Origin of the sequence: uncultured Nocardioides sp. (assembly GCF_947489365.1) — a bacterium.
In the GTDB taxonomy this organism is placed as follows: domain Bacteria; phylum Actinomycetota; class Actinomycetes; order Propionibacteriales; family Nocardioidaceae; genus Nocardioides.
Genome location: NZ_CANLDB010000012.1, coordinates 16,019 through 28,670 on the forward strand (window position 1 = coordinate 16,019; position 12,652 = coordinate 28,670).

Here is a 12,652-nt window from a genome sequence, read left to right on the forward strand (position 1 = left end):
CTCAGCCCTCCCTGGCGGTGCGGCGCTCGGCGGCGGCCCGGCGGATCGCGCCGAGGCGTCGCATCGCCCTGTCGTCGCGGCCCAGCCGGTCGTGGAGGGCGCGGTACTCGGCGTACAGCTCGTCGTAGACCGCCGAGGCGGTCTCGTCGGGGGTGAAGACCCCGCGCCGGACCTTGCCCATCGACTTCGCGGCGGTCGGCACGTCGGCGTGCAGCCCGGCGGCGACGGCGGCGTGGATCGCCGAGCCGAGCGCGGGGCCCTGCTCGGAGGCGGCGACCGACAGCGGCAGCCGGGTGACGTCGGCGTAGACCTGCATCAGCAGCGGGTTCTTCGCCAGCCCACCGGCGACGACGAACTCCTCGACGCCGATCCCGGCCTCGCGGAACGTCTCGACGATGACGCGGGTGCCGAAGGCGGTGGCCTCGAGCAGCGCGCGGTAGACGTCCTCGGGGCGGGTCGCCAGCGTCAGGCCCATGACGAGCCCGGTGAGCTGGTGGTCGACCAGCACCGAGCGGTTGCCCGACAGCCAGTCGAGCGCGACCAGGCCGTGCTCGCCGACCTCCTGGGCGGACGCGAGCCGGGTCAGGTGCTCGTGGAGCCCCTCCCCCGCCGCCTCCGCGGCCGCCGCGTACGACGCGGGGACGGCGTTGTCGACGAACCAGCCGAAGATGTCGCCGACGCCGCTCTGGCCGGCCTCGTAGCCCCAGAGCCCGGCGATGATCCCGCCGTCCACGACCCCGCACATGCCGGGGACCTCGCGGAGCACCTCCGCGCTCATGACGTGGCAGGTCGAGGTGCCCATGATCGCGACCATCTGGCCGGGCGAGACCGCCTGCGCGGCGGGGGCGGTGACGTGGGCGTCGACGTTGCCGACGGCGACCGCGATGCCCTCGCGCAGCCCGGTCCAGGCGGCCGCCTCGGCGGTCAGCCCGCCGGCCCGCTCGCCCAGGGTGCCCACCGGGTGCTCGATCTTGTCGGCCACGAAGGACCCGAACCCGGGCGCGAGCGCCTCGAGGAACTCGGGCGACGGGTGCGCGCCGTCCTGCAGCATGCCCTTGTAGCCGGCGGCGCAGGCGTTGCGCACGTAGGTGCCGCACAGCTGCCAGACGATCCAGTCGGAGGCCTCGACGAACCGGTCGGCGGCGTCGTACGCCTCGCGGTCGGACTCGAACACCTCGAGGCCCTTCGCGAACTGCCACTCCGACGAGACCAGGCCGCCGTACCGGGGCAGCCAGGACTCCCCGCGCTCGGCGGCGAGGGCGTTGATGCGGTCCGCCTGGTCCTGCGCTGCGTGGTGCTTCCACAGCTTGGTGTAGGCGTGCGGGCGGTCGGCCCACCCGTCGACCTCCGACAGCGGGGTGCCGTCGGCGAGGCAGGGCACGACGGTGCTCGCGGTGAAGTCGGTGGCGATCCCGACGACGTCGGCCGGGTCGACGCCGGCGTCGGCGAGGGCGGCGGGGACGGCGACGCGGAGCACGTCGCGGTAGTCGTCGGGCACCTGCAGCGCCCAGTCGGGCGGCAGCCGGCGGTCGCTGCCGGGCAGCCGCTCGTCGACGACGGCGTGGGGGTAGGCGTGCACGCCGGTCCCGAGCTCGGCCCCGTCGGCGACGCGGACGACGACCGCGCGACCCGAGAGGGTCCCGTAGTCGACGCCGACGACGTAGGAGGGGTTCTGCTCGTCAGGCCGGTCGTCGGCCCGGTCGTCGGTGCTGCGCTCGCTCACGGGGTGCTCCTTCTCGGGGCGGCGGTGCTGCGCCGCTCGACCAGGGTCGGGGGGATGGTGCGCGCCGGGCCGTCGGCGGGGTGCGCGCCGCCGATGGCGGCGCCGAGGATCTCGATGGCGCGACGGCCGACGGTGCCGAAGTCCTGCTTCACGGTGGTCAGCGGCGGGATGAGGTACGGCGCCTCGGGGATGTCGTCGAAGCCGACGACGCTGACGTCACCGGGCACCGACACGCCCCCCTCGTGGAGGGCGAGCAGCAGGCCGAGGGCCATGTGGTCGTTGGCGACGACGACGCCGGTGGCGTCACCGCGTGCGAGGACCTCCTGCCCGGCGCGGTAGCCGCTGGCGGGGGTCCAGTCGCCCTCGACGACGCGCGAGGTGCGCAGCCCGGCGTCGTGCATGGTGTCCTGCCACCCGGCCAGGCGGCCGCGGGCCTCGACCCACTCCTGGGGCCCGGCGACGTGGACGACCTCGGTGTGGCCCAGGTCGAGCAGGTGGCGGGTGGCCAGGACGGCGCCGGCGTGCTGGTCGACCCCGACCGTCCAGGGCGTCCGCGCCGGGTCGCCCTCGATGACGACGACCGGCACCCCCTGGGCGGTGGAGCGCGCCGCGGTCTCGAGCGCGTGGTCGTTCGCGGCGATGAGGACGATGCCTTCGACGTGCTGGTCGCGCAGGTGCGCGACGGCGTCCGCGAGCTCGGAGCCGGTGACGCGGGGCAGGTTGACCGAGCTGACGAACATCCCGGCACCACGGCCGGCGGCCTGGACGGACCGGTGGACCGTGCTCGGGCCCCAGAACCCTCCCGCGGTCCCGACGACGCCGATGGTGCCGGAGCGACGGGTCACCAGGGCCCGGGCGGCGTTGTTCGGCCGGTAGCCGAGCTGGGCGATCGCCGCCTCCACCCGGGCGCGGGTCGCGGGACGCAGGTTGTTCTGCCCGTTCACGACGCGCGACACGGTCTGGTGGGAGACGCCCGCGAGCCGGGCCACGTCGGCCATCACCGGCAGCCGGCCCACGACCGACTCGGCGACCGGCGGCGGCGCCAGGTCGGTCACGACTGCCGGCGGGTGAGCACCCGCTGCATCACGACGAACAGCAGCACCAGGGCGCCGATGACGATCTTGGTCCACCAGGAGCTGAGCGTGCCGTCGAAGGAGATGAAGGTCTGGATGGTGCCGAGCACGAGCACGCCGAGCAGCGAGCCGACGACGAGGCCCCGGCCGCCGGCGAGAAGCGTGCCGCCGATGACGACGGCCGCGATGGCGTCGAGCTCCATGCCGACGGCGTGGAGGCTGTAGCCCGACAGCATGTAGAAGGCGAACAGCAGCCCGCCGAGCGAGGCGCAGAACCCGCTGACGGCGTACACCGCGACCTTGACGAACCCGACCCGCAGGCCCATGAGGAGCGCGGACGCCTCGCTGCCGCCGATGGCGTAGACGGTGCGGCCGAAGCGGGTGCGGTGCAGCACGAGGATCGCGACGGCGACGGTGGCGAGCGCGATGACGACGGAGTACGTCGTGGTGAGCTCCGGGTCGCCCATCAGCAGCAGCGTCACCCACATGCCGACGCCCAGGCCGACGAGGACGGGCAGCAGCGCCGAGCGCAGCGCCGCCCGCTTCACGACCGCGGCGACCATGCCCAGGGCGAGCAGCCCGATGACGACGCCGCCCTGCCAGGGCGCGAGCGCGATGGCGATGGGCTCGGAGGCGAGGAAGAAGAACGTGTCGTCGCGGATCGGGATGGACTCGACCGAGATCAGGTAGCAGAGCCCCCGGGCCAGGAACATCCCCGCGAGCGTCGCGATGAACGGCTGCACGTCGAAGAAGTGGATGACCATCCCGGTCAGCAGGCCGAGCACGGTGCCGACGGTCAGCGTCGCCACGATCGCCGCGACCGGCGACCAGCCGTCCTGCAGCGTCCACGCCGCCACCATCGTCGACAGCGCCACCACCGAGCCGACCGAGAGATCGATGCCGCCGGTGAGGATCACGAACGTCATGCCGACGGCGAGGACGACGAGGAACGCGTTGTCGGTGAGCAGGTTGAGGATCACCTGCGAGGAGGTGAACCCCTCGTAGCGCAGCCCGCCGACCTGGAGCATGCCGAGGAACAGCGCGAGCGTCGCCAGGATCGGCAGGAACCGGCCGGACGGCTGGTAGGTGCGCAGCGCGTGCCACCGGCCCCGGGAGGGCCGGCCGGTGCCGCGCGGCCCGGTGCCGCCGGGCGCCGGCGGGGTGGTCGCGGGTGCGGGTCGCAGCTGGGTGCTCATCGGGTGCCTGCCTTCGCGAGCGTCGGGGTCGGGGACTCGGGCGGAGCGGGCGGAGCGGGCGGGGCGGGCGTCGTCCGGCGTCGTCGCAGGACGGCGCGCGCCTTCGGCGACTGCAGGAGGCAGACGACGATGACGACGACGGCCTTGAAGAGGTAGTTGGTCTCGGACGGGATCCCGATGTTGGGGATCGTGGCGGCCAGGGTGGTGATGAGCAGGGCGCCCACGAAGGTGCCGGCCAGCGAGAAGCGGCCGCCGGCGAGCGACGTGCCGCCGATGACGACGGCCAGGATCGCGTCGAGCTCGATCCACAGCCCGGCGTTGTTGGCGTCGGCCGCCGAGGTGTTCGCAGCGATCATCAGGCCGGCGAGGCCGGCGCAGAGGCCGGAGAAGACGTAGACGGTCCAGCGGATGGTGACGGCGCGGACGCCGGCGAGCCTGCTCGCCTCGGGATTGATGCCGACGGCCTCGACGAGCATGCCGAGCGCCGTACGACGCACCAGCAGGGCGGTCAGCCCGAACACGGCCCACGCGACGAGCGCGGCGACCGGCAGCCCGAGCACGAAGCCGACCCCGATGGTGCGGAAGGAGTCGTTGTTGACGGTGGTGATCTGGCCGTCGGTGACCAGCATCGCCAGGCCGCGGCCGGCGACGAGGAGGACCAGGGTCGCGATGATCGGCTGGATCCCCAGCACGGAGACGAGGAAGCCGTTCCACAGCCCGAGCGCGACGCACGTCGCGAGGGCGAGCGCGCAGGCGACGAGCGCGGTGCCGAGCCCCGACTCGTCGGGCGAGGAGACCATGTAGACGCAGGCGACGGCGCCACCGATGGCCGCGACGGCGCCGACCGAGAGGTCGATGCCGCGGGTGGCGATGACCAGGGTCATGCCGAGCGCGATCAGCAGCACCGGGGCGCCGTTGCGGACGATGTCGACGAGGCTGCCGAACAACCGGCCGTCCTGGACGCGGACCTCGAGGAACCCCGGGTTCGCGACGACGTTCACCACCAGCAGCGCGAGCAGGACCAGCAGCGGCCACAGCAGCGTGCTCGAGAACACGCGGGACGCGTCACGCACGGGCGCCCACCTCCTCCGCGCGGGCGTCGCCCGCGATGATCTCCAGGACGTCGCCCACGGCGACGTCGACGTTGGTCCGCTCGTCGATCTTGCGGCGGTCGCGCATCGTCACGACGCGGTCGGACAGGCGGAGCACCTCCTCCAGCTCGGCGGAGATGAAGACCACCCCCAGGCCGCGTCGGGCGAGGTCGGCCACGAGCTGCTGGATCTGCGCCTTGGCGCCCACGTCGATGCCACGGGTGGGCTCGTCGAGGATCAGCAGGTCGGGCTCGGTGATGAGCCAGCGGGCCAGCAGGACCTTCTGCTGGTTGCCGCCGGACAGGTTGCGCATGAGGGCGTCGGGGTCCGCGGGGCGGATGTCGAGCGCCTCGATGTACTCGTCGACCAGCTTCTTCCGGGTCGCCGACGGGATGGGGCGCAGCCACCCGCGGGTGGCCTGCAGCGCGAGCAGCATGTTGTCGGCGACCGAGAGGTCGGCGATCACGCCCTCGGAGCGGCGGTTCTCGGACAGGAAGGCGACCTTGCGGTCGATGGCCTGGCGGGGCGCGCGCAGCTTGGCACGACGTCCGGCCACCTCGAGGGTGCCGGTGTCGGAGGCGTCGGCGCCGAAGAGCAGCCGGGCCAGCTCGGTCCGCCCGGAGCCCAGCAGGCCGGCCAGCCCGACGACCTCGCCGGGCCTCACCTCGAGGTCGGTGGCCAGGAGCGAACCCTTGCGGCCCAGGCCGACGGCCCTGAGCACCGGTGTCTCGTCGACGACGGTCGACCCCTCCTCGCCGAGCTCCCGCTCGAGCTTCTCGAGGACCTCCAGGTCGCGGCCGATCATCAGCTGCACCAGCTCGAGCTGGGTGAGGTCGGCGGTCATCCGCTCCCCCACCAGCCGGCCGTTGCGCAGGATGGTCATGCGGTCGGAGATCTCGAAGATCTGGTCGAGGAAGTGCGAGACGAAGACGATCGCGGTGCCCTCGGAGCGCAGCCGCCGCATGACGGCGAACAGCTTCTCGACCTCGTCGGCGTCGAGGCTGGAGGTCGGCTCGTCGAGGATCAGCACCTTCGCGTCGACGTCCACGGCCCGGGCGATGGCGACGAGCTGCTGGATGGCGATGGGGTGGTCGCCGAGGGTGGACGCCGGGTCGACGTCCAGGCCGAGCCGCTCGAGCGTGGCGCGGGCGCGGCGGTTCATCGCGCGGGTGTTGATCGCGCCGAGGAAGCGGGGCTCGCGGCCGAGCATCATGTTCTCGGCGACCGTGAGGTTCGTGCAGAGGTTGACCTCCTGGTAGACGGTGCTGATGCCCGCCTCCTGGGCCGCCGCCGGCGAGCTGAAGCTCAGCCGACGGCCCTGGACCGTGACGGTCCCGCCGTCCACGGCGTACACGCCGGTGAGGGCCTTGATGAGGGTCGACTTGCCGGCGCCGTTCTCGCCCATGAGGGCGTGGACCTCGCCGGGGAACAGGCGCACGGACACGCCGTCCAGCGCCGTGACGGCGCCGAAGGTGATGCTGATGTCCTGCATCGACACGACCGGCTCCGCCGAGTCCAGGTGGGTCATGTGCTCGCGCTCCTCGTGCTCGGTGCTGCTGTGCTGCGGGGGGTGCTGCGGTGGAACGGCCGCCCCGCCCGGTACGGGGGCCCCGGGCGGGACGGCCGGGTCGGTGCTGAGCGGTCGGCTCAGTACTGACGCTCGTCGATCACCTCGGCGGCCTCCTCCTGCGTGAAGGTGGTCTCCTCGGTCACGACGCGGGGCTCGACCTCCTCGCCGGCGACGACCTGCTCGGCGAGGTCCATCAGCTGGGGCCCGAGCAGCGGGTTGCACTCGACGATGTAGTTGATCTTGCCGTCGACCAGCGCCTGCATGCCGTCCTTGACGGCGTCGACGGTGATGATCTTGATGTCCTCGCCCGGCGTGAGGCCCGCGGCCTCGATGGCCTCGATGGCGCCCAGGCCCATGTCGTCGTTGTGGGCGTAGACGACGTCGATGTCGTCCTCGGAGTTGAGGAAGGACTCCATGACGCGCTTGCCGCCGTCACGGGTGAAGTCGCCGGTCTGCGAGGCGACGACCTCGATGGAGCCGTCGGAGGCGATGGTGTCGGCGAAGCCCTCGGCGCGGTCGATGGCCGGCGCGGCGCCCGTGGTGCCCTCGAGCTGGACGACGTTGATGCTCCCGTCGCCGTTGACGTCGGAGTCCTCGGCGTTCTCGACGAGCCACTCGCCGGCGCGCTCGCCCTCGAGCACGAAGTCGGAGCCGAGGAAGGTCTCGTAGAGGCTGTCGTCCTCGGAGTCGACCGCACGGTCGGTGAGGATGACGGGGATGGAGGCCCGCTTGGCCTCGAGGAGGACGGCGTCCCAGCCGGTCTCGACGACCGGGCTGAAGGCGATGACGTCGACGTCCTGCTGGATGTAGGAGCGGATCGCCTTGATCTGGTTCTCCTGCTTCTGCTGCGCGTCGGAGAACAGCAGCTCGACGCCGGCCTCCTCAGCGCTGTCCTTCACGCTCTGGGTGTTCGCCGTGCGCCAGCCGCTCTCGGCACCCACCTGGGCGAAGCCCATCGTGATGGTGTCGTCGCCGCCACCGCTGCCGCCGGCCGCGTCGTCGGACCCGCTGCTCGTACCGCCGCACGCCGTGAGGGCGAGGCTCCCGACGGCCAGGGCAGCCGCCGCGCTCATGGTCTTCTTCAGCACTGTTCTTCCTCCAGGTGAGACGGGGCGGGGGGCCCCTGTGACTGGCGTCACGTCAGGAGTGTGAACGCTAACATCGAAGCCGGTCAAGGGGCCTCGCGCTCTTGATCAAATCTTGATGTGAGCGCTCACCCGGCCCGGCTCAGCCCAGGGCGCTGAAGTGCCACACGAGGCGGGAGCGCCACGTCCGGCCGGGCTCGAGCACCACGGAGGGCCACTCGGGGTGGTGCGGGGAGTCGGGGAACGACTGGGGCTCGAGCGCGATCCCGTCCCCCTGGCGGTGGGGCACGCCGCCGTGGCCGACGGTCGAGCCGTCGAGGAAGTTGCCGGTGTAGACCTGCAGACCCGCCCGGTCCGTCAGCAGCGTCATGCGGGTCCTGCTGGCGGGGTGGTCGAGGACGGCGACCTCGCGCACGGCGTCCCCACCGTCCCCGTCGAGCACGTAGTTGTGGTCGATGCCCCGCGCGTCGAGCAGCTGCGGGTGGTGCGTGCGCAGCACGGGTCCGAGCAATGGTCCGCCGCGCAGGTCGAACGGCGTGCCGTCGACGGCGGCGTGCTCGCCGAGCGGGATGCCGGTCGCGTCGACCGGCGTCCACCGCTCGGCGTGCACCGTCAGGCGGTGGTCGTCGACCGTCCGCGTCCCGACGCCGGCGAGGTTGAAGTAGGAGTGCTGCGTCAGCCCGACGACGGTGGTCGCGTCCGTCGTGGCGGTCAGCTCGACCTCGACCCGGTCGTCGTCCACGCGGTACGACGCCGTGGCCCGCAGCGTGCCCGGGTAGCCCTGGTCGCCGTCGGGACTGGTGAGGGCGAGGCGGGCGGACCGCTCGTCGTGGTGCTCGACCTCCCACTGGCGGCGGTGGAAGCCGTCGGGTCCGCCGTGCAGGTGGTGGCCCCGGTCGTTGGTCGGCAGGCTCACCGCCCCGCCGGGCAGCGGGAGGTCGCCGTGCGCGATCCGGTTGGCGTAGCGGCCGACCACGGCGCCGTGGAACTCCCCGCCCGCGAGGCGTTCCTCGACGGTGTCGTGGCCGAGGACGACGTCGCGCCGCCGGCCGTCACCGCCGGTCACCTCGAGGCGGTGGACGCACGCCCCGAGCGGCAGCAGGTGGAGCACCGGTCCGGGCTCCGTACCGAGTCTCAGCAGTGTGGTCCCGGTCACGAAGTGAACGTTAACATCAGCCGTCGGTGGCGCCGGGCGGCCCGGTGGTCCCGCGCACCACCACCGCCGGGGCGAGCAGGTCGACGGTCGCGTCGACCTCGCCGGCGAGCGCGCGGAGCGTGACCTCGACGGCCCGGGTGCCGAGGGCGGCGAACTCCTGCCGCACCGTCGTCAGCGGGGGCCAGTAGAAGGCCGCCTCCGGGACGTCGTCGAAGCCGACGACGCTGAGGTCCTCCGGCACCCGGAGACCCTCGGAGTGCAGGGCGTTGAGCAGACCGAGCGCCATCGAGTCGTTGGCGACGAGGACGGCGGTCAGCGACCCGGCGCCGTCCCGCCGGTGCTCGAGCAGGCGCCGCCCCGCGTCGTACCCGCTGCGCGGCGACCAGTCCCCCGCGACCTCCGGGCCGGGCTCCAGACCGCGACGCTCGTGCGCGCGCATCCACCCGCGGCGCCGCTGGGCGGCCTCGATCCAGTCGAGGGGGCCCGTGAGGTGGGCGACGTGCCGGTGACCGAGGTCGAGGAGGTGGTCGGTCGCGGCCTGCGCACCGCCCTCCTGGTCGATGCCGACCGCCATCGGCTCCCCGGGGTCGACGCCCTGGACGAGGACGACCGGGACGTCGAGGTCGAGCTCCTTGGCCCAGGCGTGGGCGCCGCTGTGCGCGACGGCGATGACGATGGCCTCCACGGCCTTGTCGAGGAGCCGGTCGACCGCCGCACGCAGGGCGGCCTCGGTCTGCTCCGGCATGCTCGCCAGCGTCAGCTCGTACCCGGCCTCGTGCAGCGCGTCGGACAGCGCGTCGGAGATCCGGCTCGGCCCGTAGAGCACCAGGTGCGCGGAGATCAGACCCACCCGGCTCGAACGGTTCGTGGCCAGGGCCCGGGCGGCGCTGTTGCGGCGGTACCCCGTCTCCGCGATCGCGGCCAGCACCCGCTCGCGGGTGTCGGGGCGCACCAGGGGCGAGTCGTTCAGCACCCGCGACACGGTCTGGTGCGACACCCCTGCCCTGGCGGCGACGTCCGCCATGCTCGGGGACCGTCCGCCCCGCTTCCGCGCGCTCCCCATGCTCCCCGTGCTCATGGGCGTCACCCTAGGGCGGGCTCCCCTCCCAGCCGGGGCGCCGTGCGCACGGCGGTCGCCGACCTTCCCGACGCACTCCCCCAGCGATCGGCCCTGTCGGGACCCCCACCGGGTTGCCCCGCCACCGGAGGTCGAGGTGCGAGCACGCGGGGAACGAGCGCGCGAGCCACGAGACCCCGCAAGAAGTACGCCGACCCAGACCCCCAGCGGTCGAGCCTGTCGAGACCCCCACCGGGTTGCACCGCCACCGGAGGTCGAGGTGCGAGCACGCGAGGGACGAGCGCGCGAGCCACGAGACCCCGTAAGGAGTACGCCTGCCCGCACCCCCGGTGGTCGAGCTTGTCGAGACTCTCGCCGGGTTTCGAGGTTCCTCGCCTGGGCTCGTCACACCTCAACCACCGGACGGGCCCGGCAGCGCACCGAAGGTCGAGGTGCGAGCACGCGAGGAACGAGCGCGCGAGCCACGAGACCCCCCAGGTCATACCTCGGCCCGCACCACCGGTGGTCGAGCTTGTCGAGACCCTCGCCGGGTTTCGAGGCTCCTCGCCAAGGCTCGTCACACCTCAACCACCGGCCCCATTCGGAGGTCGAGGTGCGAGCACGCGAGGAACGAGCGCGCTCGCCACGAGACCCGGTGAGACGTACGGCGGCCCGTACCCCCGGTGGTCGAGCTTGTCGAGACCTCCACCGGGATTCGAGGTCCCCCGCCAGGGCTCGTCACACCTCAACCACCGAGTGCCCGGCCCCGGTCCGGAGGTCGAGGTGCGAGCACGCGAGGAACGAGCGCGCGAGCCACGAGACCCCGCAAGCAGCACGACGCCCCGCACCGCCGGTGGTCGAGCCTGTCGAGACCCCTCCCACCCGCCAGGCAGGCCGATCCGGGTGTGGACGAAACGTTGCTGTCGAACATGTGTTCGACTACAATCAGGGCATGACCACCCCCACCACCACTGATGCTCCGGGGCACCTGCCCGGCGAGCCGGTGGTGCGCGAGTGGGAGATGTCGCCCACCGACGAGGTCCTGTTCCGTGCCGAGGAGGCCGTCCGGCGGCGTCGGGAGGCCGAGCTCGACGAGCTCCTGGCCTGCCTGACGTGGTGCGACCGGTTCGCCTCCGACCCGCGCGAGGAACCCGGCTACGTCGCCACACCCGGTGAGGTGCTGGGTGGGGAGAAGCTGGTCGCGATCGCCGGCGAGGGGGCGCCGCTGGTGCGGGACCTGTCCCTGCTCGAGCTCGGTGTCGCCCTGTCGCGCCACCCCGTCGGGGTCCGCGCGATGGCCGCGGACGCCCTCGACCTGCGCCACCGGCTGCCCCGCACCTGGCGCCACGTCATGGACGGCCAGGCCGAGACCTGGGTGGCCCGCAAGGTCGCCTCGATCTCCCGCGCCGTGCCTGAGGCGGGGATGCCGGTCGTGGACGCCGCCGTCGCCGAGGCCATCACCGGCGTCTCACCGTCGCGGGTGCTGGAGATCGCCGAGGCCTCCGTGATCCTGGCCGACCCCGACGGACACCGCGCCCGCGCTGCCGCCTCTCGGGCGAAGCGGTACGTCGGCCTCGGCCGCGCCGACGCCACCGGCATGCGCACCCTCATCGCCCGCCTCGCCACCGGCGACGCCGTCTACGTCGCCGCGATGGTCGACCGCGTCGCCGACATCCTGACCGTCCAGCGTGCCGCGACCGGGTTGCCCGAGCAGACCCGCGACTGGCTGCGCGCCGAGGCCATGGGCTGGCTCGCCCGCCCCGCCGAGCTCATGGCGCTCTTGGTCGCGCACGGCGCGGATCCCGCCACCGTCGGCGAGGAGGACAACCCTCACCCGGTCGACGAGGACTGGATCACCCAGGAACGACGGACCGAGACCTCCCGCCGCGGCGGACCCGCACCCGAGACCGAGCCCGACCCGGGTCCCGAGCACGACACCCTCGTCCCCGACGAGGTTCCCGACGACGCTCCGGTGGACATCAGCGCGGAACCCGACCACGACACGGAGGACGAGCCGGCCGAGGCCGCGGTTGCCTCGCCACTGGCCCTGACCGAAGACGTCCTCTCGCGCCTCAACAGCGCCGCCCTCACCCGTCTACGACCCAAGGCCACGCTCTACGTCCACCTCCACGAATCAGCCCTCGACGGCACCACCGGCCGCGCCGGCGTCGCCCGCATCGAGGGCCACGGCCCCCTCGACACCACCCACCTCGCCACCCTGCTGCGGCGTCACGACCTCACCGTCCAGCCCGTCATCGACAACCGCGAGACCCACGCCGTCGACGCCTACGAACACCCCGCCTGGATGCGAGAGCGGATCTTCCTCCGATCACCCGCCGAGGCGTTCCCCCACGCCACCCGCAAGAGCAGACGGCTCGACCTCGACCACCCCGTCCCCTACCAACCGGGCGGGCCACCGGGACAGACCACCACCGACTCCCAACCCCTGTCGAGGACAACGCACCGCGCCCGCACCCACCTCGGCTGGACCATCACGCCCACCCCCGCCGGCACCGTCTGGACCAGCCCCCACGGACTCCACCGCCTCCTCGACACCCACGGCCGCACCCACCACCTCACCGACGGCGAAGCCACACTCCTGATCGACGGCCAGACCACGACCGACGCCCTCATCGACCGCGCCCTGCGCCGCCTGGTCGCCGGGGAGGACGACGACGCCCGACCCGACCGGTGAGGTCGA

General features: G+C 73.1%; 9 protein-coding genes. 1 reads left to right on the forward strand and 8 read right to left on the reverse strand.

The genetic code is table 11. The annotated features are described in order from the left end of the window. Position 1: 1 nt before the first annotated feature. The 8 genes from araB to Q0858_RS21160 all read right to left on the reverse strand — a co-directional run bounded on the left by araB (position 2) and on the right by Q0858_RS21160 (position 9,972). A complete protein-coding gene (gene araB, locus Q0858_RS21125; RefSeq protein WP_299058342.1) occupies positions 2–1,723 on the reverse strand; it encodes a ribulokinase in 1,722 nt (573 codons plus the stop codon). Further along, the gene (locus Q0858_RS21130) at positions 1,720–2,778 is read right to left on the reverse strand and encodes a LacI family DNA-binding transcriptional regulator (protein ID WP_299058343.1); all 1,059 of its coding nucleotides are present in this window, start codon (positions 2,776–2,778) and stop codon (positions 1,720–1,722) included. The genes araB and Q0858_RS21130 overlap by 4 nt, the downstream gene beginning before the upstream one ends. Further along, positions 2,775–3,992: a sugar ABC transporter permease YjfF gene (locus Q0858_RS21135; RefSeq protein ID WP_299058344.1), complete on the reverse strand. Its 1,218-nt coding sequence runs from the start codon at positions 3,990–3,992 to the stop codon at positions 2,775–2,777. Before Q0858_RS21135 ends, Q0858_RS21130 begins: the two co-directional genes overlap by 4 nt. After that, complete coding sequence (locus tag Q0858_RS21140; protein WP_299058345.1) at positions 3,989–5,065, reverse strand: ABC transporter permease; 1,077 nt, start codon at positions 5,063–5,065, stop codon at positions 3,989–3,991. Before Q0858_RS21140 ends, Q0858_RS21135 begins: the two co-directional genes overlap by 4 nt. After that, positions 5,058–6,611 (reverse strand): sugar ABC transporter ATP-binding protein, encoded by a 1,554-nt coding sequence (locus Q0858_RS21145; RefSeq protein WP_299058346.1) that lies wholly within the window; start codon positions 6,609–6,611, stop codon positions 5,058–5,060. The genes Q0858_RS21140 and Q0858_RS21145 overlap by 8 nt, the downstream gene beginning before the upstream one ends. 119 nt (positions 6,612–6,730) lie before the next feature. After that, the gene (locus tag Q0858_RS21150; protein ID WP_299058347.1) at positions 6,731–7,741 is read right to left on the reverse strand and encodes an ABC transporter substrate-binding protein; all 1,011 of its coding nucleotides are present in this window, start codon (positions 7,739–7,741) and stop codon (positions 6,731–6,733) included. A 139-nt stretch (positions 7,742–7,880) separates the two neighbouring features. After that, positions 7,881–8,894: an aldose epimerase family protein gene (locus tag Q0858_RS21155; RefSeq protein ID WP_299058348.1), complete on the reverse strand. Its 1,014-nt coding sequence runs from the start codon at positions 8,892–8,894 to the stop codon at positions 7,881–7,883. Positions 8,895–8,910: 16 nt separating this feature from the next. Then, on the reverse strand, positions 8,911–9,972 hold the full coding sequence (locus tag Q0858_RS21160) for a LacI family DNA-binding transcriptional regulator (protein WP_299058349.1): 1,062 nt from the start codon (positions 9,970–9,972) through the stop codon (positions 8,911–8,913). Positions 9,973–10,903: 931 nt separating this feature from the next. Between Q0858_RS21160 and Q0858_RS21165 the strand changes: the two genes are divergently transcribed. After that, on the forward strand, positions 10,904–12,646 hold the full coding sequence (locus Q0858_RS21165) for a hypothetical protein (protein ID WP_299058350.1): 1,743 nt from the start codon (positions 10,904–10,906) through the stop codon (positions 12,644–12,646). Positions 12,647–12,652: the final 6 nt, after the last annotated feature.

Bases quoted from the DNA above. Each gene is read 5' to 3' on its own strand.
- Q0858_RS21165 (WP_299058350.1), top strand. From the start codon at position 10,904: ATGACCACCCCCACCACCACTGATGCTCCGGGGCACCTGCCCGGCGAG.
- Q0858_RS21145 (WP_299058346.1), bottom strand. From the start codon at position 6,611: ATGACCCACCTGGACTCGGCGGAGCCGGTCGTGTCGATGCAGGACATC.
- Q0858_RS21160 (WP_299058349.1), bottom strand. From the start codon at position 9,972: ATGAGCACGGGGAGCATGGGGAGCGCGCGGAAGCGGGGCGGACGGTCC.
- Q0858_RS21135 (WP_299058344.1), bottom strand. From the start codon at position 3,992: ATGAGCACCCAGCTGCGACCCGCACCCGCGACCACCCCGCCGGCGCCC.